This window comes from Kitasatospora sp. NPDC057738, from assembly GCF_042798815.1.
GTDB lineage: Bacteria > Actinomycetota > Actinomycetes > Streptomycetales > Streptomycetaceae > Kitasatospora > Kitasatospora lactacystinica.
Genome location: NZ_JBHVJT010000005.1, coordinates 70,934 through 93,798, shown reverse-complemented (window position 1 = coordinate 93,798; position 22,865 = coordinate 70,934). Strand labels below are relative to the sequence as shown.

17 protein-coding genes are annotated in these 22,865 nt (G+C 74.3%); 6 read left to right on the top strand and 11 right to left on the bottom strand.

Features of this window, described 5'->3' with window-relative positions; translation table 11 throughout:
• Nucleotide 1: 1 nt before the first annotated feature.
• On the bottom strand, nucleotides 2–622 hold the full coding sequence (locus ACFVGO_RS04340) for a TetR/AcrR family transcriptional regulator (RefSeq protein WP_359898342.1): 621 nt from the start codon (nucleotides 620–622) through the stop codon (nucleotides 2–4).
• Nucleotides 623–829: 207 nt separating this feature from the next.
• Between ACFVGO_RS04340 and ACFVGO_RS04335 the strand changes: the two genes are divergently transcribed.
• Both ACFVGO_RS04335 and ACFVGO_RS04330 read left to right on the top strand, forming a co-directional pair.
• Entirely contained in the window at nucleotides 830–2,299 is a 1,470-nt protein-coding gene (locus tag ACFVGO_RS04335) for an MFS transporter (RefSeq protein ID WP_359898293.1), read from the top strand.
• Complete coding sequence (locus tag ACFVGO_RS04330) at nucleotides 2,296–2,700, top strand: cupin (RefSeq protein WP_380630824.1); 405 nt, start codon at nucleotides 2,296–2,298, stop codon at nucleotides 2,698–2,700. Before ACFVGO_RS04335 ends, ACFVGO_RS04330 begins: the two co-directional genes overlap by 4 nt.
• A gap of 87 nt (nucleotides 2,701–2,787) precedes the next feature.
• Here ACFVGO_RS04330 and ACFVGO_RS04325 read toward each other — a convergent pair whose 3' ends face one another.
• Complete coding sequence (locus ACFVGO_RS04325; RefSeq protein ID WP_380630823.1) at nucleotides 2,788–3,555, bottom strand: alpha/beta fold hydrolase; 768 nt, start codon at nucleotides 3,553–3,555, stop codon at nucleotides 2,788–2,790.
• A 396-nt stretch (nucleotides 3,556–3,951) separates the two neighbouring features.
• Here ACFVGO_RS04325 and ACFVGO_RS04320 point away from each other — a divergent pair, with 396 nt between their 5' ends.
• On the top strand, nucleotides 3,952–4,428 hold the full coding sequence (locus tag ACFVGO_RS04320; protein ID WP_359898341.1) for a hypothetical protein: 477 nt from the start codon (nucleotides 3,952–3,954) through the stop codon (nucleotides 4,426–4,428).
• Nucleotides 4,429–4,514: 86 nt separating this feature from the next.
• Here the strand turns inward: ACFVGO_RS04320 and ACFVGO_RS04315 are convergent, their stop codons facing one another.
• From ACFVGO_RS04315 to ACFVGO_RS04295, 5 genes are all read right to left on the bottom strand, one after another.
• A complete protein-coding gene (locus ACFVGO_RS04315; protein WP_380630822.1) occupies nucleotides 4,515–7,823 on the bottom strand; it encodes an SdrD B-like domain-containing protein in 3,309 nt (1,102 codons plus the stop codon).
• 232 nt (nucleotides 7,824–8,055) lie between these two features.
• Nucleotides 8,056–8,610, bottom strand: coding sequence for a hypothetical protein (locus ACFVGO_RS04310; RefSeq protein WP_380630821.1), 555 nt, complete (start codon nucleotides 8,608–8,610; stop codon nucleotides 8,056–8,058).
• A 147-nt stretch (nucleotides 8,611–8,757) separates the two neighbouring features.
• Nucleotides 8,758–14,877 carry a DNRLRE domain-containing protein gene (locus tag ACFVGO_RS04305; RefSeq protein ID WP_380630820.1) on the bottom strand — a complete coding sequence of 2,040 codons (6,120 nt, stop codon included), beginning with the start codon at nucleotides 14,875–14,877 and terminating at the stop codon, nucleotides 8,758–8,760.
• Between the two features lie 301 nt (nucleotides 14,878–15,178).
• Nucleotides 15,179–15,433, bottom strand: a complete 255-nt coding sequence (locus tag ACFVGO_RS04300) for a hypothetical protein (RefSeq protein WP_359898287.1) — start codon at nucleotides 15,431–15,433, stop codon at nucleotides 15,179–15,181.
• 15 nt (nucleotides 15,434–15,448) lie between these two features.
• Nucleotides 15,449–15,685: a hypothetical protein gene (locus ACFVGO_RS04295; RefSeq protein ID WP_359898286.1), complete on the bottom strand. Its 237-nt coding sequence runs from the start codon at nucleotides 15,683–15,685 to the stop codon at nucleotides 15,449–15,451.
• Nucleotides 15,686–16,019: 334 nt separating this feature from the next.
• Here ACFVGO_RS04295 and ACFVGO_RS04290 point away from each other — a divergent pair, with 334 nt between their 5' ends.
• Both ACFVGO_RS04290 and ACFVGO_RS04285 read left to right on the top strand, forming a co-directional pair.
• On the top strand, nucleotides 16,020–17,006 hold the full coding sequence (locus ACFVGO_RS04290; RefSeq protein WP_359898285.1) for a LuxR C-terminal-related transcriptional regulator: 987 nt from the start codon (nucleotides 16,020–16,022) through the stop codon (nucleotides 17,004–17,006).
• A gap of 281 nt (nucleotides 17,007–17,287) precedes the next feature.
• A complete protein-coding gene (locus tag ACFVGO_RS04285) occupies nucleotides 17,288–18,103 on the top strand; it encodes a hypothetical protein (RefSeq protein ID WP_380630819.1) in 816 nt (271 codons plus the stop codon).
• 119 nt (nucleotides 18,104–18,222) lie between these two features.
• Here the strand turns inward: ACFVGO_RS04285 and ACFVGO_RS04280 are convergent, their stop codons facing one another.
• The 4 genes from ACFVGO_RS04280 to ACFVGO_RS04265 all read right to left on the bottom strand — a co-directional run bounded on the left by ACFVGO_RS04280 (nucleotide 18,223) and on the right by ACFVGO_RS04265 (nucleotide 21,693).
• Nucleotides 18,223–19,464, bottom strand: a complete 1,242-nt coding sequence (locus tag ACFVGO_RS04280; RefSeq protein ID WP_380630818.1) for an MFS transporter — start codon at nucleotides 19,462–19,464, stop codon at nucleotides 18,223–18,225.
• A 64-nt stretch (nucleotides 19,465–19,528) separates the two neighbouring features.
• Nucleotides 19,529–20,533: a HEAT repeat domain-containing protein gene (locus ACFVGO_RS04275; protein ID WP_380630817.1), complete on the bottom strand. Its 1,005-nt coding sequence runs from the start codon at nucleotides 20,531–20,533 to the stop codon at nucleotides 19,529–19,531.
• 3 nt (nucleotides 20,534–20,536) lie between these two features.
• A complete protein-coding gene (locus ACFVGO_RS04270) occupies nucleotides 20,537–21,208 on the bottom strand; it encodes a HEAT repeat domain-containing protein (protein ID WP_380350822.1) in 672 nt (223 codons plus the stop codon).
• Between the two features lie 89 nt (nucleotides 21,209–21,297).
• Entirely contained in the window at nucleotides 21,298–21,693 is a 396-nt protein-coding gene (locus ACFVGO_RS04265; RefSeq protein WP_359898280.1) for an SHOCT domain-containing protein, read from the bottom strand.
• A gap of 307 nt (nucleotides 21,694–22,000) precedes the next feature.
• Between ACFVGO_RS04265 and ACFVGO_RS04260 the strand changes: the two genes are divergently transcribed.
• Nucleotides 22,001–22,864 carry a hypothetical protein gene (locus ACFVGO_RS04260; protein WP_359898279.1) on the top strand — a complete coding sequence of 288 codons (864 nt, stop codon included), beginning with the start codon at nucleotides 22,001–22,003 and terminating at the stop codon, nucleotides 22,862–22,864.
• Nucleotide 22,865 lies beyond the last annotated feature (1 nt).

The window sequence follows — 22,865 nt, the reverse complement described above, 5'->3', positions numbered from 1 at the left end:
CTCAGCGGGCCGCGAGCAGGCCGTCCACCAGGGCGTCGAGGCCGTCCCGGTAGGTGTCCTGGGCGGTGAGCGGCGCCCAGCGGTCCGCGAGCCCGGCCAGGCGGGGGAGTCGCTCCGGGTCGAGATCGGCGAAGACCTGCTGGCGGTGGGTGGGGCGGTCGTCGGCGGGCCGGCCGCGGGTGGCCGTGGCGCGGACCATGATCTCGCCGGCGGTGTAGTACCAGATCGCGCGGTAGCCCTGGACGGCCCGTTCCGGTGAGAGGCCGCAGGTGACCAGGCCGTCGACGATCTGCTCGACGAACCACAGCGAGTGGGCGGACATCACGCTGTCCCCGGTCAGGACCTCGACGATCCACGGGCAGGCGGCGAGCGCCTCGTGGATGGCGGCCGCCGCGGTGACGACCCGTTCGCGCGGGTCGGCCGGCGGTTCGGTCGGTCGCAGTGTCCGCGCGGCGTAGTCGTCCAGCAGCAGGACGAGCAGCTCCTCCTTGTCGCGGACGTGGTGGTAGAGCGCCATCGGCGTGCTGCCGATCTCGGTGGCCAGGCGGCGCATGGTCAGCCGCTCGACGCCCTCCTCGTCCACGATCCGGCGCGCCGTGGTGACGACCTCCTCCCGGGTGATCCGGGGCGGTCGGCCGGTGGCCTTGCGCCGCGCGCCGGGCCGCGGGGCGGCGGGCACCCCGGCGGGCTGCGGTCCGGTCGGCTGCGATCCGGCGGGCGGCTGGGCGGCAGGCTGCGGGGCTGCGGGCGGCTGGGCGGAGGGCTGCTGCATGCCCCCATCATCACCCGGGGCTCGACAGCGGGGGGCGCCCGGGACTACTTTCTATACATGTACAAAAACTTACGAGGGCGCCCCGGCCGGGTGCTGGCGGCGGTGACGGTCGCCCAGTTCGTCTTCGCCCTGGACATGTCGGTGGTCAACGTCGCCCTGCCCGCGATCCGGGCCGACCTGGGATTCGCGCCGCTGGACCTCTCCTGGGTCGTGCACGTCTACGCGCTCACCTTCGGCGGGCTCCTGCTGCTCGGCGGCCGCGCCTGCGACCTGTACGGCCGGCGGCGGCTGCTCCTGCTGGGCCTGGCCGTGTTCGGCCTCTGCTCGCTGGCGGGCGGACTGGCCCAGTCGCCCTGGCAGCTGGTCGCCGCCCGCGCCGGACAGGGCGCGGGCGCGGCGGCGGCGGCCCCGGCCGCGCTCGCGATGCTCACCACCACGTTCACCGAAGGCCCCCGGCGGGTGCGCGCGCTCGGCGTGTGGAGCGCGGCCAACGCCGCGGGCGGGGCCTTGGGCGTGCTGGCGGGCGGACTGCTGACCGAGTACGCGAGCTGGCGCTGGGTCATGCTGGTCAACCTGCCGATCGTGGCGACGGCGCTCGCGCTGCTGCCGGCCGGCGGTCCCGCCGAGGAGACCGGAACGGCCCAGGCACCGCCCGTACGGCGGGAGCGGCCGGACGTGCTCGGCGCCGTCCTCGCGACCGCCGGGGTCGGGCTGCTGGTGTTCGGTGTCGTCCGCACCGATGTCCGGGGGTGGGGCTCCCCGGCCACCCTGGGGACGCTCGCCGCCGCGCTCGCGCTGCTGACCGCCTTCGCCGTCACCGAGGCCAGGACCTCCGCACCGCTGCTCCGCCCGGGCCTGCTGCGCAGCCGCTGGGTGGCCGGTGCCAACGTCCTGGTGTTCCTGGCCGCCGCCGGGCAGTTCACGGCCTTCTACTTCGTCTCGCTCTACCTCCAGCAGGTGCTGGGCCTGGGCGCCGCCGCCACCGGCCTCGCCTTCCTGCCCTTCTCGGCCGGACTGGTCGCGGGCACCGTGCTCGCCACACGCGTCGTCGCGCGCCGCACTCCCCGGGCCGCCCTGGTGCCCGGGGCGGTGCTGGCCACCGCGGGCCTGGCCTGGTTCTCGCTGATCAGCCCGGACGGCGGCTTCCTCACCGACGTCCTCGGCCCGTCCCTGGTCACCAGCATCGGCACCGGGCTGGTCCTGGCCCCGGTCGCCGCCGCCGGGACCACCGGCGTGGCCGCCCACGAGGCCGGGACGGCCTCCGGCCTGCTCAACAGCTCCCGCCAGCTCGGCGGCTGCGTCGGCCTGGCCGCCCTGGCCACCGTCGCCGCCCACCGCTCCGGCGGCGCCACCGACCCGTCGGCCCTCAACTCCGGCTACGCCACCGGACTGGCCGCCACCGCCGGGCTCTTCGCCCTCGCCGCGCTGGTGGCGATCGTTGTGCTGCCCCGGCGCCGGCCGCAGGCGCCAGGGCACCCCGCCCCGCTCACCCCCGCAGAGAACCGACTGGAAGGAACCCGCTCATGACGACCACTCCGCTCGCGGCCGTGGACCTGTTCGCCTCGGCCCTGCACATCCACCCCGACGGCCTCGTCCGGGCGGCCGGGCGCCGGATGGCCGCCGGCGACGCCGGGGTCTGGCAGATCGCGACCTTCCACGTGGAGAGCGACGCAGACGTCCACGCCGACCACTGGGAGATGCACCCCGAGGCGGAGGAGGCGGTCTGCTGCCTGGCCGGCGCCGTGCGCCTCCACCTCCGCCCCGTCGAGCCCGGCGACGCCGAGTCCGTGGTGCGGCTGGCGGCGGGCACCGCCGCGATCGTGCCCCGGGGCCGCTGGCACCGGCTGGAGCTCGACGCCCCCAGCGACCTGATGTCGATCACCCTCCGCAGCGGCACCCGGCTGGAGCCGCGCACGGAAGCCGGCTGACCCGGGTCGAAGACCGTGGGGCGGGGCGGGCGGGGCGGACGGGGCGGACGGGGCGGCCCGGAGCCGGTCGGGTCGTCCCGCCCGCCGTCAGCGCCCCTCGTCACTCCGGACGTCGGCACCCTGCGGAGCGGCCGAGCCGGCGATCCGGCCCAGCAGGGTGGCGAGCTCCCCGGGCATGGACAGGAACGGGGCGTGGCCGCTGGGCAGCCGGTGGACGGTGTCGGCGCGGGTGGCGAGCTCGCGCTGCCGTGACGGTTCGAGGGCCCGGTCGTGCTCGCACACGATGTAGCTGGACGGCACGGTGCGCCAGCCCGCCGTGGTCACCGGCCGGGTGAAGGACCGGACGCTCTGCGGGGTCAGCCGGGCCAGGGCGCGGTCGGCCTCGGCGGCGGGCACGTCGGTGTAGTGCAGGCGGCGGGCGTCGGCGTTCGGCGGGGTGCGGCCCGTGTCGTCCTCCGGAACGGGAGCCCCGAGGAAGGAGAACACGCTTTCGCCGACGTCCAGTTGGAAGGCGGCGAGGTAGACCGCCCGCACCACGTTGGCGGCGCCCGCGATGGCCTCGGTGGTGGGGGCGCCGCCGTAGGAGTGGGCGACCGTCACCACCGGGCCGTCGATCCGCCGCAGGCGGTCGCGGATCGCGTCGGCGTCCTCCAGCAGGCCCGCCGGGCGGGCGGCATCGGGGTGGGCGCCGTCGGGGCGGGCGGCATCGGGGTGGGCGGCGGAGCTGGGCAGGTCCACGGTGTGGGTGCGCCACCCGTCGGCGGCGAGGGCGGTGCGCACCGCGTCCCAGCACCAGGCGCCGTGCCAGGCGCCGTGGACCAGGAGGAAGGCGGGGCGGTCGGGGCCGGCGGTCATCTGCGGTGGTCCTCCGTCGTACGGGGCGCGGGCGGTGGGCCTTCCGAGTATCCAGCGGCAACGTGACGGCCGTGTGACGCCGGGCGTGTCGCCCGCCACCCGTCGTCGTCAACTCGGCCGCCGGAGTGTCACCTTGACGGGTGGGATGCCGCTGCCGGGTGACGGAGGCGGGGGACAGGGCCCGTCCCACCGCCGCCGTGCCGCCCCGGTCCGCCCGGGACGGCACTCGCGCACCGTCACCCGAGGGCGCCCCCGGCCGGATCCGGCGGATCCCGTCCGATCGGTCGCCTACCCTACGAACCGACCGGCCGTCCCGGCCGTGGCCGTTCCAGAAGGAGTCCCGTGTCGTCCTGCGACCCCGAACACGCTCCCGTCGGCGATGTGAGCGCAGCGCTCATGGTGATCGACTCCCGGCTCAGGTCCGTCTACGAAGGCAAGTCCGGGACGGGCCCCGAGCACCGGCGGATGGTCGAGCAGCTCACCGCGTCCTTCGGGCCCGACGAGGCCGAGGCGCTGGTGGAAGGCGCCTGCACGCTCGTCTACATGTACATGAACTGGCTGCGCTCGGCCTTCGAGAAGCACGAGGAGGACGTGCTCGAACACGCGATCCCCAGCCTGGTGGCCACCATGCGCATGATGCCGAGGACCTTCAGCCCGGAGGTGATCCCCACCATGGCCGGCCTGCTCATCGCCGCCGGCACCGGACTGAGCCCCAACCTGTGGCGCGCCCAGTACGGACCGTGGACCAAGGAGGAGATGAACCCCCTGGAGGCGACGGCCGTCCTGCTCGCGGAGTACGTCAACCGGATCTCCGGCAACGGCGAGGACTTCGCCACCAAGCTGGTCACCGACGCGCTGTCCCAACTGGATTAGGACCGCCGGGCCCGCTCCCGAACGCGCCGGTGGCGCCGCCCTCGACGGGGCGGCGCCACTGGCGTTCAGCGGGGTCCGGGTGGGCGTCAGCCGTGCCGGCCCGGTCGGCGGTAGGCGACGAAGCAGAGGGTGCCGCCGCCGAGGAGGGCGATGGCGCCGAGTGCCGCGACGAGGCTGTCGGGGGAGGAGCCGCCGGTGTGCGGCAGTTCGCCGCTCTCCGACGGGCTCGGGACGTGGGTGTGCGTGTGGGTGGCGGTGGCCGTCGGGCTCGGCGAGTGGGACGGCGAGTGCGACGGCGAGGGGGACGGCGACGAACTCGGGCTCGGGCTCGGCGACGGCGTCGGCGAGGAGGTCGGCGAGGGCGAGGAGGTCGGCGACGGGGAGGAGGTCGGCGAGGGCGACGGTGAGGGCGACGGCGACGGGGAGGTGGTCTGGAGGATCACGCCCATGTCGAGGTCGAGGTCGCGCTGTCCGCCGCTGAGGGTGACGGTCTGGGTGAGGCCGGTGGCCGGGTCGGCGTCCGAGTCCTTGGCCGGGTCGGTGCCGGCGTGCTGCTTGGTGACGGTGGCGCCCTTGGGCAGGGTGGCCAGGTCGAAGCGGACCGCGTAGCTGCCGTCCGGCAGGTTGTCGAACAGGTAGTGGCCGGTGGCGTCGGTCACCGCGGTGACCGGCTTGCCGTCCTTGTCCCGCACCGGCTGGCCGTTGCCGTCCAGCAGGTGCACGGTGACCCCGGCGATCCCGGTGTCACCGGGCTTCTGGACGCCGGAGCCGTCCTTGTCCTGCCAGACGAAGTCGCCCAGCGCGTTGTTGGAGGGTGTGACCCGCTTGACCGCGACGCCGACCTTGGCGGGCTCGGCCGGCAGCAGCTGGCGGCCGGCCGCGTCGGTGGCGGTGTACGCGAAGCTGTTCCACGCGTACTCGCCCTCCGGCGCGTCGTAGGAGGCGACCATCGGCCAGGTCAGGGTGAAGGACTCGCCGGAGGCCATCGTGCCGGGGCGTTGGATGCGGAACCAGGTGGCCGTCCCGGGGCCGGGGAAGGTGGCGCTCCAGACCGCCGCGCTGTTGCAGCCGGTGCGGTTGACGACGACGGGCTCCACGCAGGGGTTGGGGTCGGTGGTGTACTCGATCACCACGGTCGGGTCGCTGCTGGTGATCGGCTGGCTGAGCGACGGGGTCCAGGCGCTGCCGCGCGGGGCGTCCTGGGTGAGCACGTAGTTGTCGCCCGGGGTGGGGAGCCTGTCGTAGGCGATGAAGTCGGTGACCGGGTCGGGGGAGTCGTTGCGCACGGTCATCCGGTACGAGATCTGGCCGCCCGGGGTGGCGGTGCCGATGCTCACGTAGTCGGAGTCCAGGTCGCCCTTGACCTCCTTGTACGAGCGCAGCACCGACGGCACGTCCACCCGGATCTGCGAGGAGGCGTGGCAGAGCAGCTCGGTGGTGTTGCCGTTGCCGTTGAGGTCGAGCACGTCCGGGGTGCTGCCGCTGTCGGAGCCGGAGAACATGCAGGCGACGGGGGCGGTGGGCTGGTCCACGGTGACGTAGACGTCGTTGGTGAGGTCACCGGAGCGGATGCTGTTGGCGACCTGGACGTCGAAGAGCATCCGGTAGGCCAGCTGGTCGTGCAGGTAGGTCATGTCCGGCGCGCCGGCCGGCCACTCCATCCGCAGGATCTGCCGGCCGTCCGGGCCGGGGGTCACGGTGATCGACGAAGGGGCCTTGGCGTCCGGGTAGTTGGGGTCGGGCCGGGCCGAGCCGTCGATGTAGACGACGCCGGCCGGCAGCACGTCGTAGAGCACCAGCGGCCGGTCCAGGTCGCGGGCGCTGCGGTTGTACGGGATGACCTGGAAGGTCGCCCGGCCGCCGGGGGCGGACAGCTCGCCGGCGACGGTGGTCTTGGCCGCGCCGAGGTTGGTGGCCTGGGTGATGGTGGTCTGCGCGCAGGCGTTGGCCGAGGCGTTGTTGGTGCCGTCGGTGGCGGTGGTGTCCACGCAGTTGGTCAGCGGCTCGGGGGCCTGGCGTCCGTCGTGGCCGGGGGTGGCGACCTGGGTGACCAGCTGCACCGCGTTGCCCGGGCTCCAGCCGGTGGGGATCGGGCCGTTCCAGGTGAACCGGAGGCCGTCCAGCCAGCGCCCGGCCGGGATGCCGAGCACGTCGTTGGCCGGGTCGCCCGCGCCCGGTTCGAAGGTGATCCGGCGGGTGTCGGAGCCGTTGAACGGGGTGCCCGGGGTGAAGGTCTGCCAGGTGGGCTCGCCGTCGAGGCGGTACTGCAGGGTCAGCAGGATGCTGGTGGGGTTCCACGGCTCCAGCTGGAGGGACTGCGGGAAGATCCAGTTGTAGATGCCGTCGGTGCTGCCGGCCCCGGGGTCGGTGACGGTGAGGCTGGTGGCCGGTCCGGCGGTGTTGGTGGCCGACAGGCTGAAGGAGTTGAGGTCGCCGTTGACGGTGGTGTCGCGCCAGACCTTGCTGGCGGTCACCACCACGCCGCTGGCCGGCGGCTGGAACGGGCTGGTGGTGGCGTTCGCGGTGTCGAGCTGGCGCTCCGGGTCCGGCCCGATCGGGTCGCCGTGCAGGGCCACGACGTTCTCGGAGGTCGTTCCGTCCGGGAAGGAGGCCTCCGGGTAGTTGACGACCAGGACGCCGGGGATGCGGCAGCCGCCGCGCCCGTTGCCGGAGACGAACGGGCCGATGTCGTAGCCCCAGGTGTTCGGGCCGGGTGCCGCCGGCGACCAGCCCGGAGAGCGGCCGGTGTCCACCACCGCGCCGGGCGGCAGGGTGTCCAGCAGCCGGCTGGTGTCCAGGTCGACGTTGGGCACGTTGTCGGTGGCGCAGGCGCTGAACTGGTAGGTGACGGTGCGTCCGTCACTGCTGGAGGTCTGGACGCCCTTGGTCACCGTGTACTGCGGCTGCACCTGGACGGCGGTGTCGGCGGTGGCGGTCTGCGAGGGCTCGCCGTTGGCCGACATGGTGGCCGAGTTGGTGGAGGTGGCGCCGTTCGGGGTGGTGAAGTTCGGGTACTTCATCGTCACCGTGACGGTGGCGGTGGTGCCCGGACTCAGGTCCTTCAGCCGGATGTCCATCGTGCCGCCCATCGCGCCCGCGGCGGGCACGGTGGAGGCGGCCACGTCCACCGAGGACGGGTCCGGCGTCCAGCCGAGGAACTGCATGTTCGAGGGCAGGGTGTCGAGGATGTTCCCGCCCGTGCACTCGGTGATGGAGCAGGTGTAGCGCAGGGTGTAGGTGACGTTCTCCCCCGGGGAGACGGTCGCCTTGTCGACGCTCTTGGTGAAGGAGATCGCGGCCTGGGCCGGTGGGGCCAGCACGCTGCTGCTCAGCAGTGAGCCCGCCACCAGCGCCAGGACCGAGACGATCCGTCCGGTCCGGTGTGGAATACGCATAGCGCGCAGTCCAGCCGATCGCCGTGCCGGGCCGGTCGGCGACACGAGGGGCGGTCGCGGCGATTCACCTGCTCGGCGGTCGCCCGCCCGGCCGCACCGCGGTCGCCGGAACGGGCGGCGGGGCCGATCATGGGGCGGGCCGCGGGCGACCGGTCCGACGGGGAGCCGTCCGGGGAGTGCCCGGACCGGCCCGCCCGACGGAGCGCCCGGCGGGCCCGGCCGTCCGGGCCGGTCAGCCGAACATCACGCCGGTCTCCCGGGCCAGGGTGTCCAGGCCGTAGCGGGTCACGTGCTCGGCGTTGTCCGGGTCGATGGTGCGGACGCCCTCGGCGGCGAGCCGCTCGTTGATCTCGTCCAGGTGCTGCTGGACGACCTGCTTCTCCGCGTCGGTGGTGCGGCCCTTGTGCGGCCGCCCGGCGTGTTCCAGGCTGGCGTAGTTGACCCGCTCCCGGTTGCCGGCGAGGGCCGTCGCGGAGGCGGCGGCCCGGGCGGCGGGCCTGGCGCCGCGCAGCACCTCGGCCATCGGCGCGGCCGAGGCCAGCCGGTTGAAGGTCTCGGCCTCCATCACCACCGTCTGCGGCTCCGCCCGGTCCGGGTGGTGCAGCTCGATCGTGACCAGGTCGAGCGTCAGCTCCCGCACCTCGCCCAACTCCCCGGCGAGCGCGTCGATCTCGACCGGACCGTCCGTCAGGTCGGGGTGCTGGAGCACCACCACCCGCACCAGGTCCCGGTCGTTCTCCGCGTGCCGGCCGGTCAGGTCCGAGAACCGGATGATCTTCTGGCCCATTGTCTCCCTCTCTGCCCCTGTGATCAGCCGAGAGCCTACGCCGGGATGATCATCGATGTGCACAAGCGGCCGGGCCCGGGGGATCACCCCCGGGCCCGGCCTTACCTGTCCCGCATCAGTGGATCGTCGGAGAGGCCTCCTCCCGGCTCAGTACCGCGGGTTCACGCGGTAGATCGGACGGTCCGGCACCCCCCACCAGCTGGAGTCCCAGATCCCGAAGGTGAAGATCACGCCGTGGCTGCCGCGCTTGTTGGCGGCCTTGATGAACTTCTTGCCGATGCTCTTCATCAGGTAGGACAGCGCCCACAGGACGTAGCCGGCGGCCCGGGCGACGATGTGCGGGAGCCTGCGCAGGATCTTCGAGATGCCCTGGGCGATCTTGCCGGAGACGTAGAGCAGGGTGCCGATGGTGTTGCCCTCGGCCCGGCTGAAGTAGGCGGTCCACTTCTTGCGCCAGTTCAGACCGGTCAGGTCGTCCATGGTGATCGGGTCGACCGGGTAGCCGTAGGCGTTCGGCGAGCCCTCCAGGACCGGGTCGGTCTGCAGGAAGCGGCCGGTGGTCGAGTCGTACAGGCGCACGCCCATCAGGGTGAGGCCGGAGAGGCTGTCCGCCTCGCGCTGCGCCCCGCCGAGCCAGCCGTACGCGGTCGAGCCGGTGGAGTCGACGGTGTTGCCGTACTCGTCGTAGTGGTAGACCGCGAGGTCCTCCAGGCCGTCCGGGGACATCTGGACGGAGACGTCGCCGTGCAGGTTGGTCAGCAGCAGGATCGCGCCGCCGTCGGTGCCGGTGGCGGCCGTGAGCTGGCCGGTCAGGTCCAGGACGTTGCGGGTCAGCCTGCCGGCCGCGTCCTTGGACCAGGAGGCGCTGTCGTTGCCGCCGTCGAAGTGCTTGGTCTCCTGCTCGGTGACGGCCCAGGTGCCGTCGGTGCCCTTGGTCTCCGTGGTGCCGACCGCGAGGCGGCCGGAGGCGTCCAGGTCCCAGGTCCTGCGGGTGTCGCCGAGGGTCTCGGTGCGGACCAGGTCGTTGGTGTAGTAGCCGACCTGGGTGCCCTTCGGCAGGGCGGTGGTGCGGCCGAAGGCGTCGTACACGTAGCCGGTGTCGGTGAGGCGGTCGGCGGTGTCGTAGCCGTGGTTCTCGGCCTGGGTGACGGCGTCGGCGGTGGCCGGGTCGCAGTCGTCGGTGACGCTGGTGCGGTTGGTCCGGTTGCTGCTCCTGTCGAACGCGTAGGTCCGGGTGGAGCAGGCCAGGCCGGTGCTGTCGGCGGCCTTGGTGAGGCGGCCGGTGGCGTCGTAGGTGTAGCCGCTGGTGGTGCTGTTGCCGTCGCTCTGGGTGCGGCCCGCCTGCTGTCCGTGGACGGTGTAGTCGGCGGTGTCGGCCAGCAGGACGGTGCCCGCCTGGTTGGTGTAGGTCTTGCCGGTCTGGATGCCCCGGCTGTCGTAGCTGCTGGTGAGGGTGTTGCCGCCGGGCATGGTCTGCGAGACCAGCCGGCCCTCGACGTCGTAGCCGGCGGTGAAGGTACCGGCCACCGAGTCGGTGAGCGAGGTGGGCAGGCCGCGCGGGTCCTTGGCGGTGTCGTAGCCGTAGGTCACGGTGGACGGCACCGAGTCGGACTTCTTCACCGGGCGGTCGAGCCTGTCGTACTCGGTGGTGGTGACGTTGCCGGCGCCGTCGTCGTAGGAGACCTGGCGGCCGAGCCTGTCGTAGCCCAGGGTGATGGTGGCCCTGCCGTTGTTGAGGGAGGCCAGCTCGCCGTTGGCGGGGTCGTAGCCGAGCACGGTGTCGGCGACCGCGGTGCCGGTGCCGCCGGTGACCGAGATCTTCACCCGGCGGCCGGCCGCGTCGTAGCTGCGGGTGGTGGTGCGGGTGACGCCGTTGGCGGTCTCGGTCTGGACCGTGACGTTGCCCCAGCGGTCGTACTGGAAGGACTTCGTCGGCAGCTGCAGCGGGTTGCCGCCGCCGCCGGCGATCTGGGCGGCCGGGGCGATCGAGCAGACCAGGTCGGCCCACTCGGGGTGGCCGGCGCAGGCGCCGGTCCCGGTGCCGGTCCAGTAGGTGGTGACGGTGGTGGCCGCGTCGGAGCCGGTGGAGTTCGGGCGGCTCTGCGAGGTCACCCGGCCGCTGGCGTCGTAGCCGGTGGAGGTGGTGATCTTCAGGCCGGCCGGGTCCTGGACGGACCTGACGGGCAGGCCCTGGGCCCAGTCGTAGCCGGTGGCGGTGGTGCGGGTGTCGGCGTCGGCGGCGTAGCCGTCGATCCGGGCGCCGACCGTCACCGAGGTGGCCATGTCGCTGACCGCGGCGCCCGCCGGGCGGCCCTCGTCGTAGCCGCTGACGGTGTGGGCGCGGGCCGCGACCTCGTCGCCGGCGGCGAGCGCCGGGGAGGTGCCGGAGGCGGCCACGTCGTGCTCCAGGGTGACCAGCTGCAGCGGGTCGTACTGCTCCAGCAGGCGCTTGCCGTCGGCCGAGTGGAGCGAGGTGGAGGAGAGCACCTGGGCGCGGTCGGCCGTCGAGCGGCCGGCGATGCCGAGGGCGCGCAGCTTGTTGAGGTCGTTGCCGGTGGTGGCCAGGGCGAGGATGCGGTTCTCCGCGGAGAGGGTCCGCACCGGGCTGCCGTAGGCGTTGTACTCGGTGGTGGTGATGCCGCCGCCGGGGGTGGCGGTGTTGACCTCGCGGCCGGAGGCGTTGGTGTACGTCACCGAGGCGCGGTTGTAGCCGGCGGTGCCGAGCGCCTTGCCGTCGTGGGTGGCCGGGACGGCGTCGGGCGGCAGCACGGCGGTGGCGTCGGTCGGGGCGTCGGTCTGGCCCCACGCGGCGACGTCGGACGGCGCCAGCGGGTACGGCGCGTTGGCGCCGCTCAGCGGGACGTCGTAGACCACCGAGGTGGTGGCGGTGCCGTCGGTGACGTCCTTGCTGCCCTGCTTGAGGGTGGGACGGGAGGCGGCGAGCAGCATGCCGTCGCCGGCGGTGGCGGCGTTGCCGGCCTTGCCGTACTCCAGGGTCCACGGCAGCTCGCCGGGGTCGGTCACGGTGGTGACCCGGCCGGCCGCGTCGTAGCCGTACGCGGTCTTCAGCGCCGGGCTGGTCCGCGGGTCCCACACCTCGCGCAGCCGGCCCTGGTCGTCGTAGGCGTACTGCGAGACGACGACGGGGGTGGCGGTGGCGGCGCCGGGGTCGGTGGACCACAGGCGGATCTGCTTCACCTGGCCGGCCGTGTCGCCCGGGGCGGATGCGGTGGCGGTGGTGGTGTCGGCGTAGACGTACTCCAGCACCCGGCAGCCGGCCGTGGACGGCACGGCGGCGCAGTTGGCGGAGGCGGTCGCCGAGGAGGGCGCGACGACGTACTTCGGGCGGGCCAGGGTCTTTCCGCCGGAGACGACCTTCTCCGAGACCACCGAGGTGGTGGAGTTGTCGCTGGGCAGCGAGGAGCCGGAGGCCTGCCAGGTGGTGGCGGCCGGGTCGACCTTGGCGAAGGTGACCGTGATGCCCTCGGTGTCCTTCAGGGTGAAGGCAGCGGTGAACGCGCCGGTCAGGGTGAGGTTCTCGGCCCCGGGCTCGGGCTTCCAGCCGCCGGCGCCGGTGGCGGTGAAGCCGACCTCGGAGCCGTCCGCGGAGACCACCGAGAGGGAGGTCGCCGAGGTCTTGCGGACGTAGGAGTAGTCGGCGTCGGTGATCTCGGCGGTGGTGCCGGAGCTCCACTGCGGGCCGAAGATCGCCGCCTGGCCCTCCTGGGCCGAGCCGTTGGCGGGCCGGCGGGAGGAGAAGGAGCGCTCGGCGTGCAGGCCGAAGGCCTCGGCGTCGGTCTCGGACAGGGTGAGGTCACCGGTGAGGGTGTTCACCGAGCCCGGGCCGACCTTGGTCTCCGGCGCGGTGCCCGCGTTGCGGTCCACCGTGACGGTGTTCGGCTCGGTGGCGTCGGTGGCGGTGCCGTCGGTGAACACCGCGCGGACGTCGACCGGGCCGTTCTCGGCCAGGGTGTCGGTGATGTTCCAGGTCAGCGCGGCCGGCTTGCCGCCGGGGGCGGGATGGGGCCAGGCGGTCACCGGCTGGCCGGCGGTGGTGGTGACGTTGGCGACCGGGACGTCCTTCCAGGCGTCCGTCTCGCCGCGGCGGTACTGGTAGCGCACCCCGGTGTAGGTGCTGTTGCCCTCGGCCTGCAGCGAGGTGCGGCGGGCCGGGCGCTCGCCCGCGCCGGGCGCGACCAGGGCGGAGCCCTTGCCGGCGTAGAAGGCGTAGGTCCGGTCGGCGGAGACGTTGCCCGCGGCGTCGCGGCTGTGCGCGGTGACGGTGTGGGCGCCCGCCTTGAAGGTGAGCTTGGCGCTGACCGGCGTGCCGGTGGTGGCCGCGGTGACCCAGGCCCCGCCGTCCAGCTTGTACTGGACGTCCTTCACGTCGCTGCTCGGCGGGGTGAAGGTGAAGGTGCCGCTGTAGTCGCCGTTGGCGTCCGGGGTGCCCGCCCACTGGCCGGCCGGGAAGTCGCCGGAGGAGACGGTGGTCGCGCCGGGCGCGGTGGTGTCCACGGTGAGGGTGCGGAAGGCGGACCAGGCGCTGTTGGCGGTGCCGTCCCAGGAGCGGGAGCGCCACTTGTAGGCGCCGGCCGGCAGCGCGGTGCCCGGGGTCCAGGTGAACGTGGAGCCGGAGGCGGCCATGGCGGTGCGGCCGGACTGCAGCGCGGCCGTGCCGTTGGACGCCCAGAGTTCGAAGTCGAGGGCTATGTTGCCGCCGTCGGGGTCGGTCGCCTTGGCGGACAGCGTCGGGGTGGAGTCGCCGGTGAGCGCGGCGTCGGCCGGGGAGATCAGGGTGGAGACGGCCGGCGGGGTGTTGTAGGTCACCGACAGGTACGGCGTGTTGGACGTCGCGTTGCCGGAGTTGAACTTCTTCCAGCCGTACGGGTCGCTCTCGTCGGTGGCCCGGATGCCCAGGGTGTTGTTGGTGTTCCCGTTGGCGGCCCAGGCCTTGACCAGCGAGGTGATGTCCTGGTTCACCCAGCCGTCGTTGCAGGAGCTGGAGTAGCCCTTGGTCGCGGTGGAGGTCGCCCACTTCTTGTTCCAGCCGGGCTGGGCGGTCCAGCGGGTGGCCGTGGTGGCCGTGCCGGTGTCCCAGACCTCCCAGCTCTTCGCGGTGCAGGACCAGCTGTGGAAGTTCCACAGGTTGAGCTTGCCGCCGGTGATCTGCTTCCCGCTGATCTTCGCCATCGGGAACTGCAGGAACGACCGCGCGACCTGGCCGGAGCCGTTGTTGCCCAGCTTCAGCTCGGTCTGCGAGGAGACGTCGGTGGCGTAGCCCTGCTGCACGAAGGTGTCGAAGCCGACGCCGATGTTGACCGCCGGGTCGATGGTGACCGGGTACTTGGTCTTCGGGTCGGTCAGGAAGGCGGCGTCCGGGGTCAGCGTCAGGTCGATCGCGTTCCCGTTCTGGGTGACCTTCAGCGCGACCGGCGCGGTGCGGGTGTGGTCGCCGCTGCGCTCGTCGACCTGCGCGTCCCACATCACCGGGGCGGGCAGTTGGCCCTTCTCCTCGCCGGTCTTCGGGTCGAGGAAGGAGACCGAGTTGTCCGCGTTGTGGCGGGCCTGCAGGCCGGCCGCGTCCAGGGTGAGCGTCACGCTGCCGTTGGCGGCCACCGCCGAGCGGTCCTTGAGCTCCAGGAACTGCTCGAAGCCGGTCCGGGTGGACTCGACGACCAGGTCGGTGGCGGTGAGCGCGTTCGCGTACCGGGCCCTGGCGCCGTCCACCGAGGGTTCGGGCAGGGCGCCGCGCCAGGACAGCGACATGGCGGTGCCGTTGCCGTTGTCCAGCGAGACCAGCGGGGTGGTCGGGGCCTTCGGGTCCCCGGCCGGGGCGCCGGCAGCCTTGAACGCCGACGCGGCGGCGGGCGGGGTGGCGCCGGCCAGCGAGAGGTTGAGCGGGTGGCCCTTGGCCTTGACGCTGCCGTCCGGCTGCCGGGCGAGGTCGGTGTCGATCGGCTGGAGCCTGCCGGACCCGTCCTTGTAGCGGACCGGCCCGGAGGCGAGGTCCAGGGTGGTGGTGCCGTCCGGGTTGATCCAGGTGGTGGTCGACTCGGTGCGCTCGTCCACGACCTCGATCCGGCGGTTCTCCAGCCGGGCCTTGAGGTGGGCGGTGGCGATGTCCTTGGCCTCGGCCGGGCCCAGGGCCTTGGCGGGCTTCGGGGCCTGCTCCGTGGTGACGGCCACGGCCTGACCGGTCGTCATGATGACGGCGGCGGCCTCGACGGAGAGCACCACGGCCAGCGCGACGGCGGTGTTGCGCAGCACGCCGTTGCGACGGCGCTGCGTGGAGGGGGGCGGCGAGCCGGCTTCGGACCGGTGCCGTGATGATCCGCCCGGGGGGCGTGACATGGAACTCCTCGATTGTTCTCAGTGGGAGGGAAGGGGGGTGGAAGAACGGGGGCACGGCCGGGCCGCCGACGGCCCGTCGGCCATGCCGGGGTAAAGCGATAGCAATGAACCGGCCAATTTCCGGGCCGGGCGGGATCGGTGGAAACCCGTCCGGAACAGCGGAAACCGTTCGGGCGGGACGACGGGTGGCCGACGCGGACCCCGTCGGTCGGCGGGACTACCGGAGGCCGGACGGGTTCCGGCCGGTGAGCGCCAGCGCCCGGTCCAGCAGGCTCCGCGCCCGGGCCAGAGCCGCCGTCTCGTCGGGAGCGCGGACGTAGAGCACCAGGCCGATGCCGTCGGCGACGGCGCGGGCGCGCACGTGCTCCAGACCGTCGTCCGGGCCGGCGCACGCCCACAGCCCGACCTGGACCTCCGCGGCCGCCGCCTCCCCCGAGGGGGCGGCGGCATCGGTCGGCAGGGTCAGATGCACCGCGAACACGGCAGGTCAGACCTGCCCGACGGCGGCGTCGGCCGACGGACCGTCCCAGCCGATCGACCGGGTGGAGGGGGTGTCCCAGCCGATCGAGAGAGCGGCGGGGCCGTCCCAGCCGATCCCCCCGCCCGGGCCCTGGGCGGCGGACGGGGCGGCGTCGGGGGCGGTCGAACCGGCGGCGAAGGCCGGCGCGACGGAGCCGGCGAGGGCGAGGGTCAGGAGGACGGCGGCAACTGGACGGACGGACACGGGAGAGTCCTGTTCTGTGCGGGAACTGCGCTGAGGGAGACCGCAGTTCTGGGTGTCCGGAAAGACGGGGAGTGCGCGCACCGGGAATCCTCCCGTTCCCCGGCCCGTCACGGGAAGCGAATCCGCGGGCAGGATCAGGACAGGCAGCATGCTGCAACACCGTGCCGGGCAGCGGCCCGAATTCCGCCTTTGTGCGGGCCCCGCCGAGGGCGTCGAAGGCCCGGGCGGGGCGTTGACCGGATCATGCCCTTGCGAGGGCGTTCCGGCCGAAGGAATGATCAGCCCCGGGCCGACCGGGCATACGGAACCGTCCACGGGGATCAGGGGTCGATAAGTGCTGGAACTGCTGGGGCTGGATGCCACTGCGGAAGCCGTCTACCGGGAAATGCTCGCCGACCCCGAGGGCGGGGTCGCGGAACTCTGCGAGCGGCTCGGCCTCCCCGAGGCCGCCGTGCGCGCGGCCCTCGACCGGCTCGCCGACCTCACCCTGCTGCGCGCCTCCCGCGAACGGCCCGGCACCCTGCGGCCGGTCAGCCCGGAGCGCGGACTGGAGATCCTGCTGCGCCGTCAGGAGGAGGAACTCGCGCGCCGGCAGCAGGAGGTCGCCGCCTCCAAGGCCGCCGTCGCGCGCGCCCTGGGGGAGTACGCGAAGGTACGGGCCGACAACCCGGTGGGCGACCGCGAGCGGCTGCTCGGCCTGGACGCCATCCAGGACAAGCTGGAGGTGCTGACCTCCCGGCTGACCAGCGAGGTCCTGGCGGTGATGCCCGGCGGCGCCCAGTCCGCGGCCAGCCTGGCCGCGTCCCGGCCGCTGGACGAGGACGCCCTGCGGCGCGGGGTCAGCCTGCGCACCATCTACCAGGACAGCATCCACGACGCCCCGGAGACCCTCGACTACGTCCGCTGGATGGCCGGCCTCGGCGGCGAGGTGCGGACCGCGCCGGTGCTGCCGCCGCGGATGCTGGTCTTCGACCGGAGCACGGCCGTGGTGCCGATCGACCCGGAGAACACCCGGGCCGGCGCGCTGTGCACCAGCGAGCCGGGGATCGTCGCGTCCCTGGTCGCCCTGTTCGAACAGACCTGGGAGACCGCCGTCCCGATCGCCGGCGACCGGGACGGGGTGGCCCCGCTGAGCCTGACCGCCGGGGAGCGCGAGCTGCTGCGGCTGCTGTCCACCGGGCTCACGGACGACGCGGCGGCCAAGCGGCTCGGCGTCTCGGTGCGGACCGTCCGGCGGCAGATGGCCGCCCTGATGGAGCGCCTCGACGCGGCGAGCCGCTTCGAGGCCGGGCTGAAGACCGCCCGGCGCGGCTGGTTGTAGCCGCGGTCCGGCCGGGCGGGACCGCCGCGGGCCGGTCACGGGGGCGGCGGCGCCGTGGTGGCGCGCCGGTCCGTTGCAGCCGCGGGCGTGGGCTCGGGTGCGGGCGGCTCCGGTGCCGGCCAACCCCTGGAACCGACCGGACGGGCACCGCCGGTGCGCCCGCCCTCCCGGCGGGCGCGTCGCGGCGGCCGGTTCCGGGATTCGCCGACGGGCCGTCGGGGTACGCCGTACGCTCGGGGCGCCGGCGGTCGGCCGCCGCCCGGGGCCCGGAGGAGGACGGCGTGGACACGGCTGCGGAACGCACGTCCCCGGGCGGGCCCCGGATCGATCCGGTGCTCGTCGACCGCGTCACCGAGGCGCTCCTGCTGGCCGGCCTGCCCGTCGGGTACGGCGGACACGGGCCCGGCGTCCACCTGCGCCCGGCCCGGCCGCACGACGACTCCGACGACTGCGCCGGACTGATCGCCCTGCACTGGGAGCCCGGCCCCCGGCTGGCGGCCGCCGCGGCCATGGAACAGCCCCAGCAGCCGGCGTTCGCCGCCCGACGGGTCGTCGGCAGCACCATGCGGAACGCCCTCGCCGAGTTCCTGCCGGCCTTCGGCATCGAGGTCGTGGCCGGCCGGCTCGACGGGGAGACCAGGGTCGGACGGGCCGACGGACCCGCTCCGGCCATCGGCCAGGACGCCGCCGCCCCGGCCCCGGCCGGCTCCCGCCCGCAGGACCTCGGCATCGGCGCGGACGTCGTCGCCGCGGTGCGCCGCACCGCCGGGCTCGCCGGCCTGCCGGTCGCCGACCACCTCCACGCGCCCGGCATCACCCTCATGCCGTGCCCGGCCGTCGAGGACGGGGACGACACCACCGGCGTCGCCGACCTCCGCTGGAACCCCTCCCGCCGGCTGTCCGCCGCAGCCGACGGCGACACCCCCGCCGCGGAGCGCGCCGCCCGGGCCCGCACCGCCGTCCAGGACGCGATGCGGCACGCCTTCGGCGCCGTCCTCGGCGCCTGCGGCCTCGACCTCCAGTGGCGCCGCCCGGCCGCGCTCCCGTACCAGCTGCGCGCCTACGGGCTCGTCGACGAGCTGCCGGTACGGCGCTGACGCCTGCCGGGCCCGGGGGTCGGCCTGCCGGTGCGGATCCCCGGGCGGTGTAGGGGAGTCGGCGTGCGGAGACTCCGACCGATCGCTGCGGCAGGACGGTTGAAGGGGCGGGCGCCGCTCTACGGGACTTCGGCCTCCTCCCGCAGATCGCGTGCGGCGTGCGGGAGTTGCGCCGTGGGGCGGCGCAGTGGGGTGCGGAGGCGGTGGGCCAGGGCGGCGGCGGCCACGCAGAGGGCCAGTGCGGTCCAGAGCAGCGGCGGGTTCTGCAGGCCCAGGCCGATGACGGCCGGCCCGACCGCGTAGGACACCGTCCAGGTCAGCTGGAACAGGGACATGTACGGGCCTTCGTCGCCCTTGGGGGCCATGGCGACCGCCGCCGCGGCCGCGGTGGGCTTCGAGGCCAGTTCGGCCAGGGCCAGGACCGCCGCCACCAGGACGGCGAGCGGGCCCTGGAGGGCGTGCGGGGCGGTGGAGACGGTCGCGGTCAGGGCGATGGCGACGGCCACCGCGCCGATCGACAGGCGCAGGACCCGCGAGCGGCTCCAGCCGGAGAGCCGTCGGCTGATCCGCATCTGCAGGGTGGTGGCGGTGGCGTAGCGGACGGCGACCACGACGGTCGGCCACCAGGCGGCCTGATGGAGGCTCGCCACCAGGTACACGGGGAAGGCGACCGTCGGGATCAGCCAGGCCGCCGACAGCAGTGTCTGGGACGCGACCAGCGACATGAAGGGCCGGTCGCGAAGTGCCGCCCGGGTGTTCGACCTGGCTGCCCTGCGCGAGGGCCGCTCGGCGGCCGGCACGGCGACCCCGAGCAGGAGGACGGCCGCGAGCAGGGAACTCGCGCTGTTCAGGGCGAGCGCGACCCGCAGGCCGTCTCCGCCGGCGAGCGCCATCAGGGCGGTCGCCCCCAGCGTGCCGACCCCCAGCGAGGTGGTCTTGAGCACGGTGACCGCGGAGAACCACTCGGTGAGCTCCGCCGGCTTCGCGAACCGCGCCACCAGCGTGGGCCAGGCGGCCCCGTAGAGGCGGTCGGCGGCCGTCACGAGGAAACTCACGGCGGCCACGGCGGGCAGGTTCCCGGCCGCGAAGAACAGGCCGTACCCGAGCGCGGTCAGGACGTTGCTGACGAGCAGACAGGACTTGGGCCCCGCCGCCTGGACGAGCCGTCCGCAGAGCGGAACGACGGCGAAGGACGCGATCGACCCGACCGTCACGGCGGTGCCCGCGGCGGCCGCCGGGAAGTGCTGGACGGTGACGAAGAACAGCAGCGACAGCGGCAGGAAGACGCCGGAGCCGAACGTGTCGATCGCCACCGAGAGGAACAGCCGCCGCTGCCGACGGAACCGCCCGGCCCCTGTCACGCCACCCCCACCCTCGAACCCCCGGTCACCCCTGCCCCGATCGGATCCCCGATCGCGGTCGCGACTACCGCGTGTCGTGCAGCTTGAGAATGTACGTCGCGGTCAGCGCGACCGCACGGTCCTCGTCCCGGGTCAGCTCCGCGAGGGCGCGCGACGTCGTGCTCCCCGGGACGTCCGCGAGCGCCTGGGCCAGCCTCCGGCGGGCGTCCGGTCCGACGCCGTCGAGGGCGAGCCGGTCGACCAGCCCGGTGGCGATCCGGTCCGCCACCGCGGGGTCGTTCGCCAGCGCGCCCAGGGTGTCGGCCGCGTCGGCGTCGTTCGCCGCCTCGACGATCATGTCGATGAGCGTCGGGACCGCGTCGGCGACGCCACGGGCGCCGAGCGCCAGCGCCGCGTACCTGCGGACCACGGCGTCGGGGCCGCCGAGGGCGTCCCGCAGCAGCGCGGTCGCGGTGCCGTCCGGCAGCTCGGCGAGGGACCGCACGGCACGTTCGCGCACCTCGGCCGCGGGCGAGCCCAGACCCTGCGCGAGCAGGGCCGCCCCGGCGCCGCCGGCCTGCGCCAGCGCCCAGCGGAGGGCCCCGGCGACGTTCGGGTCCGACTCGCCCAGCACGGCCTCGACCAGCGCCTCCACCGGCACCGCGACGTCCTCGCCCGCGGACAGCGCGGCGCGCTGCCGCGCCCCCGGGCTCTTCGACTCCAGGGCCTGGAGCAGCGCGACGACCTGGAGCACCTCCTCCCAGCCGGCCGGTTCCGCGGCGTCGATCCGCCGCAGCCGGGTGAGCAACTCGGTCTCCGCCGCGATGCGTTCGCGGGTGCGGCGGATGAGGTCGTCGACGAGTTCGGCGGGCGCGAAACCGGGGTCGTCGAGCGCCCGCCCGACGTCGCGCAGCGACAGGCCCAGCGACCGCAGGCTCTCGATGTGGAAGATCCGCCGGATGTCCTCGTCGGCGTACCGGCGGTAGCCGGAGCCGGTACGGCCCGTCGGCCGCACCAGCCCGAGCGACTCGTAGTGCCTGAGCATGCGGGCGCTGACCCCGGAGCGCCGTGCGACGTCGCCGATCAACACTGCCTACCGTCCCTCCCGGCGGCCCTCGCCGAGGACCGCCGTGCGCTTCGCCTCCTCGATCGCGAACTCGAATCCGGCGTCCGGGTCGCGCCACAGCCGCTCCGTGGCGAGCGCGTGGGCGCGCACCCCGGGGTCGGGGTCCGCCGTCGCGGCGTCCAGCGCCGGCAGCATCGCCTCCCCGAGCGCGATCAGCGCCCGGCTGAGGCTCAACCGCGTCTCGCGTCCGCCGCGTCCGAGCTGAGCGGCCAAGACTACGGCCAACTCGCGCTCCCCACCCTCGGGCACGAGCACGACCGCGGCCCGCCAGGCGCTGCGGGCCACCTCCTCGTCGGCGTCGGCCAGCAGCGCCGGCGTGATCGCCGGCCAGGCCCGCCGGTCCCCGATCTTGGAGAGGGTGTGCAGGGCCTGGCTCCGCGCCTGGGCACCGTCCGCGCGCACCTCGTCGAGCAGCAGCGGGACCGTCACCGCCGCCCCGTGCCGGGTGAGCGCCCAGGTGAGCATCTCGCGCACGGTGAACTCGGGCTCGATCGCGCACCGTTCGACGAGCCCGCCGACGAACCGCGGGTGCGGGTCGCTGCCGACGGCCATCGCCGCCCGCAACCGGACCGACGAGTCCTCGTGCGCCAGCCCCCGCAGGGCCCGCAGGGTGTTCGTGTCCTCTTCCGCCCCGACCATCAGGACCACCTCCTCGGCAGCAGTGAAGACCTTGTCACCGTGTCAAGGTCAAACGGCCGGGAGGGAGGAACCGGGCGGGGCCGGGACGGTCAGGCGAGCACCTTCGCCTTGGCGCGCCGGTACTCGTCCTCGGTGATGGCGCCCTTGTCCTTGAGCTCCGCGAGCCGGGCCAGGTCGTCGACGTGGGAGGCGGGTGCCGGGCTGTCGGCGGCCGTCTGCCGGACGTAGTCGCGGAACTCCCGCTCCGCGTCGCTCGCCCGCAGGACCTCGCGCCGCCCCATGCCCTTGCCCCGCGCGATGAGGTACACGAACACGCCGAGGAAGGGCAGGACGAGCAGGAACACGGACCAGCCGGCCTTGCCCCAGCCGCTCACGCCGTCGTCGCGGAAGAGGTCCCCGAAGACGCGGAACAGCAGGAAGAACCACATGATCCACAGGAAGATCCACATGGTGGTGAAGAAGATGTCGAGCAGTGGGTAGTCCACCGCGAGCCTCCTGACATCGACGGCGTGCCCCGAACGGGCTGCCGCGGGCGCGGTCTGCCGGGCGGGTGCGCCCCGAGCGGCCACCCGGGGTGTCGGGGTCCGGGCGGGAAGCCGTGAGGTGCTCCACCCTCCAGGGACGCGCCGCGGGTCCGTCCCGGCATCACCCGGGCCGGGTGATCCGGCCCCGGGGCGGCCGCCCACCGGCGGGGTTATTCTGCGGCTGATGGGCGGATCGGAGAGTGCGCGGCGACGACGGCCCGGCGTGGTGGGACGACTGCTGAGGACGGTCAGGGCGGATCCCTCCCACATGCCCGAGCGGCTGGCGGCCTTCGTGGTCGACTACCTCGGCCCCCAGGCGGCCGAGACGGCCGCGGCGCTGCGCGGACCCGGGCAGGAGGGGACGGCCCGACAGGATCCCACCGAGCAGATCATCGACCGGGGCGTGCGCCGGACCGTCGTGGAGGGCTCCTTCCTCGGGGGCCCGTTCCTGCTCCTGCTCCCGGTCGCGTTCGTCGCCGCGCTGCTCGCCCAGCTGCGCATGGTGCTGGAGCTCGCCGCCCTGGCCGGACACGACCCCCGCGGCGACGACGCGGCGGCACAGATCCTGGTGGTGCAGGGGGTCCATCCGACGGTGGAGCAGGCGCAGGAGGCCCTGCGGAAGGCGGCGCGGGCCGGAACCGGGGGGCGGGACAAGGCCTCCTGGCCGTCCGTCGTCCGCCGCCAGGCCTATCTGATCGGCCTGTTGACCCCCGAGGACCCGGCGCGCTCGGCCGTGCGCAAGTGGCTCGGCTGGGCCGGCCTGGGCGTGCTGCTCCTGGTCGGAACCGTGGTGCCGTTCGTGTGGGTGCCCGCCTGCGGACAGATGTACTGCCGCGCCACCGGCGAGCTCGCCGACCGGGCCCTCCTCCGGTTCGGGCTGACGGCGTCCACGGCGGCCCAGGCGAGGAGGACCCCGTCGATCCTGCGCCCGGGCATGCTCCTGGTGGCGCTGCGGACCGTGCTGGCGTGCCTGGCGACCGCGGGCGCGGTGCTGTTCGTGCTGCTCACCGGGGCCCGGGTCGCCGGCCACGCGTGGCTCGCGGTGTTCCTCCTGCTGCTCGGGGCGAGCGCGGTGGCCGTCGGCTGGCGCTGGTTCCGTGCCCGGAGGCAGCGGCGCACCCGGGCGGGATAGG

What these genes read in the sequence shown, in the direction of transcription:
- ACFVGO_RS04310 (WP_380630821.1), bottom strand. Translation starts at nt 8,610, where the DNA reads ATGGGCCAGAAGATCATCCGGTTCTCGGACCTGACCGGCCGGCACGCG.
- ACFVGO_RS04315 (WP_380630822.1), bottom strand. Translation starts at nt 7,823, where the DNA reads ATGCGTATTCCACACCGGACCGGACGGATCGTCTCGGTCCTGGCGCTG.
- ACFVGO_RS04260 (WP_359898279.1), top strand. Translation starts at nt 22,001, where the DNA reads ATGCCCGAGCGGCTGGCGGCCTTCGTGGTCGACTACCTCGGCCCCCAG.
- ACFVGO_RS04270 (WP_380350822.1), bottom strand. Translation starts at nt 21,208, where the DNA reads ATGGTCGGGGCGGAAGAGGACACGAACACCCTGCGGGCCCTGCGGGGG.
- ACFVGO_RS04320 (WP_359898341.1), top strand. Translation starts at nt 3,952, where the DNA reads ATGGTGATCGACTCCCGGCTCAGGTCCGTCTACGAAGGCAAGTCCGGG.
- ACFVGO_RS04325 (WP_380630823.1), bottom strand. Translation starts at nt 3,555, where the DNA reads ATGACCGCCGGCCCCGACCGCCCCGCCTTCCTCCTGGTCCACGGCGCC.
- ACFVGO_RS04335 (WP_359898293.1), top strand. Translation starts at nt 830, where the DNA reads ATGTACAAAAACTTACGAGGGCGCCCCGGCCGGGTGCTGGCGGCGGTG.
- ACFVGO_RS04330 (WP_380630824.1), top strand. Translation starts at nt 2,296, where the DNA reads ATGACGACCACTCCGCTCGCGGCCGTGGACCTGTTCGCCTCGGCCCTG.